This is a genomic window from Nocardia veterana NBRC 100344 (assembly GCF_000308855.1).
Classification (GTDB): domain Bacteria; phylum Actinomycetota; class Actinomycetes; order Mycobacteriales; family Mycobacteriaceae; genus Nocardia; species Nocardia veterana.
Genome location: NZ_BAGM01000034.1, coordinates 1 through 4,145 on the forward strand (window position 1 = coordinate 1; position 4,145 = coordinate 4,145).

The following is a 4,145-nucleotide window of genomic DNA, read 5'->3' on the forward strand; positions in this document are numbered from 1 at the left end:
CCGCGCCGGCGCCCCAGCCCAGTGCCGCGCCGGCGCCCGAGCCTGTTGCCGCACCGGCTGCGTTGCCCGGCGCCGATCAGGCGCATGTCAGCGCCTGGCTGCCGCAGATCAACAATGCGATGGCCGCGGCGGGTATCGACGACACACCGCAGCGTGCTGCCGCTTTCCTCGCTCAGATCGGTCAGGAAACCGATGGCTTCGCCACCTTGACCGAATACAGCGACGGCAGCGCCTACGACGGGCGCGCGGATCTCGGCAACACCCAGCCCGGTGACGGACCCAAGTACAAGGGGCGCGGCGCCCTCCAGCTCACCGGCCGCCACAATTACGAACTCGCGAGCCAGGCGCTCGGCGTCGACTTCGTCAACCACCCGGAGCTCGTCGCCGATCCGCAGTACGCGTTCGCCACCGCCGCGTGGTACTGGACCACCCACAACCTCAATGCCGTGGCGGACAACGCCCACCCCCGGGACCCGGCGAGCATCGACCCGGTTTCGCGGATCATCAACGGTGGTTCGAACGGCCGAGACGTCCGTCGCGATCACTTCATCCAGGTCTGCCAGGTACTGAAATGCCCGTAGGGATCCGGGTGGAGCCTTTCACCGTCAGTGTCCGCGTTTGATCCATTCCGGTAGGTGGGGCGCTTCGGCGCCGATGGTGGTGGGGTTGCCGTGGCCGGTCAGGACGGTGGTGTCCGCGGGCAGGGTCAGCAGGCGGGTGCGGATGGATTCGATGATGGTCGGGAAGCTGGAGAACGAGCGGCCGGTGGCGCCGGGGCCGCCCTGGAACAGGGTGTCGCCGGTGAAGACCGTTTTCTCCGAGGCCAGGTACAGGCTCACCGCGCCGGGCGAGTGTCCGGGGGTGTGCAGGATCTCGATTTCGCTGTCCGCCACCGGAATTCGCTCCCGGTCGTGGAGTGGTTCGTAGCGGGTGTCGGGGTAGAGCGCGCTCCACAGGACCTCGTCGGCCGGGTGCAGCCGGATCGGCGCGTCGAGGGCCTGCGCCAGTTCGGTCGCCACGTTGATGTGGTCGTTGTGGGCGTGGGTGCAGAGGATCGCGCGCACCGTGCGATCGGCGACGGCCGCGACGATCGGCTCGGCCTGATGCGCGGCATCGATCACAACGGCTTCGTCGTCGTCACCGACGACCCAGACGTTGTTGTCGACATCCCAACTGCCGCCGTCCAATTCGAACTTCCCGGAGGTGACGACGCGATCGATCTTCACAGCGTCACCACCGATCGCAGAACGTCGCCGTGGTGCATGGTGGTGAAGGCCTGCTCCACCTGGTCGAGGGCCACGCGCTCGCTGACGAACCGCTCCAGCGGCAACCGGCCCTGGCGGTAGAGATCCAGCAGCATCGGGAAGTCGCGTTCCGGCAGGCAGTCGCCGTACCAGGAGGATTTCAGCGAGCCGCCGTGTGAGAAGAAGTCGATGAGCGGCATCTCCAGCGTCATATCCGGCGTCGGTACGCCGACCAGCACCACGGTGCCGGCCAGATCGCGCGCGTAGAACGCCTGCTTCCAGGTTTCCGGCCGGCCGACCGCGTCGATCACCACGTCGGCGCCGAAACCACCGGTCAATTCCTGTACCCGTTCGACCACGTCGTCGCCGGCCTCGAGGGTGTGGGTGGCGCCGAGTTCCTTGGCCCACTCCAGCTTTCGCGGATCACGGTCGATCGCGATGATGGTGGTGGCGCCGGCCAGCCGGGCCCCGGCGATGGCGGCGTCACCGACGCCGCCGCAGCCGATGACCGCGACCGAATCGCCGTAGCTCACCCCGCCGGTGTTGATCGCCGCGCCGAGTCCGGCCATCACGCCGCAGCCCAGCAGCCCGGCGACGGCGGGATCGGTCTCCGGGTCGATCACGGTGCACTGTCCCTCGTGTACCAGGGTCTTGTCGGCGAAGGCGCCGATGCCGAGGGCCGGGGTCAGTTCGGTGCCGTCGGCCAGCGTCATCGGCTTGCTCGCGTTGTGGGTGTCGAAGCAGTACCACGGTTTGCCGCGTTTGCAGGCCCGGCACTGGCCGCACACCGCCCGCCAGTTCAGCACCACGTGATCGCCGGGCTGGACATGGGTGACGGCATCGCCGACGGTCTCCACCACACCGGCGGCCTCGTGGCCGAGCAGGAAGGGGAACTCGTCGTTGATGCCGCCCTCGCGGTAGGTCAAATCGGTATGGCACACCCCGCAGGCCCGCACCCGCACCACCACGTCGTGCGGACCCGGATCGGGAATGACGATATCGACGATCTCGACCGGGGCGCCCACACTGCGGGCGATGACGCCGCGAACCTTCTGGGACATGGAATCTCCTTTACGCGTCGAGGGTTCCGGTTCACCTTACGGGCCAGTGTATGCCCGCCCCGGTCTCACCGGACAGCTGTCCAGACAATAGTTCGATTTCCTCGGTCACGGCGCTCGTACGCTGGTGGAAACCATTTTCACTCCAGGACGAGCGCGCGCTGTTTCACCCGGGTGGATGGGCGTCTCGGCGCCGGAACTCCTCGCTCACCGCGCACCACAGGGGGTGGTACTGCGGCAGGAGGGAATGTGCTTGCGCCAAAGTCGGGGTGTCGATGAAGACCACGCCGTGGCACGAATATCGCATCACCCGGAAATTCCCGAAAGATACCGTCTCGAGGGGGGTTTCGTGATCGGTGAAGTGCGTGATCTCCACCCGCTCGCGGTCGCCGACCCGCCACCATGCGGACGATGCGCCGGCTTCGGTCCGGAAGTGGCCGCTATTCGCGGTATCGGTCACGGTATTTCGCCTCTCGGTTCTCACGCGCGATGCGGTCGATGATCGCGCGCACGGAATCGCGCGATTCGGACTTGGCGATCTGCTCCGGCCAGAACACCGCGAGCAGGAGCACGGACAGCGGAATGCCGATCAGCAGAACGAATTCCCAGAACATCGGCCTCACCTCCGCCCCGAGTCCGGTACCAGGTGCTTCGCCTCGACGAGCCGTTGCTTCGCCTGCTGTTTCACCGGGCACACGCACAAAGCGCAGTCGATGTGCAATTGCATGATGATGTGCGCGTAGGAGACGGTCATGATCGGCATTCGATCGTGGTTGAGCAGCCCCATGATGGATACTTTCCCTGCGATGTGAAAGTGCTTGTCGGCGTTGAGGTTGCACCGGCGGGGCCGCGAGTCGAAGCCGAATGACGGCGAATTCGGGCACATGTTGCCGTCCCGATTGTTCGAACTCGTCCGGCAGCAACCTGTCCAGTGGGGACCTGTCCAGAAAACCGGGACATAATCGATAGGGGAGCTAACGATATGGGGTCAGGGAGTACTCTCGCGCAGCGAGCATTGGGCCGCGAACTGCGGCGGTTGCGAAATGCCAAGGGGATGGGCCAGTCCCAGGCCGCCCGCATCGCGGAAACCTCACACCAGACGATCGGCCGCATCGAAGAGGGCCAGACGACGCGCATCACCAGCCTCCAGGTGAACGCGTTGTGCGACAGCTACGGGGCCACCGACGAGGAGCGACGAATCTGTCTGGATCTGGTGAAGGAGATCCGGGCGTCCCGGGAGGGGAAGGTGACGGCGAGCTGGTGGAGGGCATACGCGGACGCGCAGGACAGCGGGTTCGATCACTATCTGGCGCTGGAGGACGCCGCGAGCCGGATGACGGTCTGGAAGACGACTATCCTTCCGGGCCTCCTCCAGACGCCTGCGTATCGCAGGACAATGGGATGGGCGGAACGACCAGAAATGCCTTCCGAACAGCTGGAACGACGAATCGAGTGGCAGTCTCGTCGGCAAGAGCGGCTGAAGGACCCAAACTTTCATATCACCGCTCTGTTGTATGAAGCCGTCCTGCACGAAAGGGTGGGCGGTACGAGCGTCTACGCCGAGCAGCTGGAGCAGTTGGTGACGCTCTCGGAGCTTCCCAATCTATGCATCCGGGTGGTTCCGTTCGACTCGTCGAGTCACCTCGGCGCGTATGTCGGGTCGTTCATGCTGCTGGAATTCCCCGATCTCATCTCTGGGCTGGCGCAGCCGCCGATCATCTACGTGGAGGGATGGACCGGTGATTTGTACTTGGAACGGGAGGCTGAGCTGCGGAGATATTTCCAGGCTCTCCGGGAGATCACCCGTGTAGCGTTGAGTGAAGCCGAATCGGTAGCACTGATT

7 protein-coding genes are annotated in these 4,145 nt (G+C 65.4%); 2 read left to right on the forward strand and 5 right to left on the reverse strand.

All coding sequences use genetic code 11. The annotated features are described in order from the left end of the window. Positions 1–581 (forward strand): glycoside hydrolase family 19 protein (locus ON37_RS06485; protein WP_157171362.1); only part of this gene is annotated, 581 nt, incomplete at its 5' end. Positions 582–605: 24 nt separating this feature from the next. Here the strand turns inward: ON37_RS06485 and ON37_RS06490 are convergent. From ON37_RS06490 to ON37_RS33420, 5 genes are all read right to left on the reverse strand, one after another. Continuing rightward, complete coding sequence (locus tag ON37_RS06490) at positions 606–1,226, reverse strand: MBL fold metallo-hydrolase (protein ID WP_245553087.1); 621 nt, start codon at positions 1,224–1,226, stop codon at positions 606–608. Beyond that, entirely contained in the window at positions 1,223–2,305 is a 1,083-nt protein-coding gene (locus ON37_RS06495; RefSeq protein WP_040717875.1) for an S-(hydroxymethyl)mycothiol dehydrogenase, read from the reverse strand. Before ON37_RS06495 ends, ON37_RS06490 begins: the two co-directional genes overlap by 4 nt. Before the next feature lie 163 nt (positions 2,306–2,468). Further along, positions 2,469–2,762, reverse strand: a complete 294-nt coding sequence (locus tag ON37_RS06500; RefSeq protein WP_040717876.1) for a hypothetical protein — start codon at positions 2,760–2,762, stop codon at positions 2,469–2,471. Continuing rightward, the gene (locus ON37_RS32750) at positions 2,743–2,916 is read right to left on the reverse strand and encodes a hypothetical protein (protein WP_157171363.1); all 174 of its coding nucleotides are present in this window, start codon (positions 2,914–2,916) and stop codon (positions 2,743–2,745) included. Before ON37_RS32750 ends, ON37_RS06500 begins: the two co-directional genes overlap by 20 nt. A 5-nt stretch (positions 2,917–2,921) precedes the next feature. After that, complete coding sequence (locus ON37_RS33420) at positions 2,922–3,089, reverse strand: hypothetical protein (protein ID WP_168441355.1); 168 nt, start codon at positions 3,087–3,089, stop codon at positions 2,922–2,924. Between the two features lie 228 nt (positions 3,090–3,317). Here ON37_RS33420 and ON37_RS06510 point away from each other — a divergent pair. Next, positions 3,318–4,145 (forward strand): helix-turn-helix domain-containing protein (locus ON37_RS06510; RefSeq protein WP_169332985.1); only part of this gene is annotated, 828 nt, incomplete at its 3' end.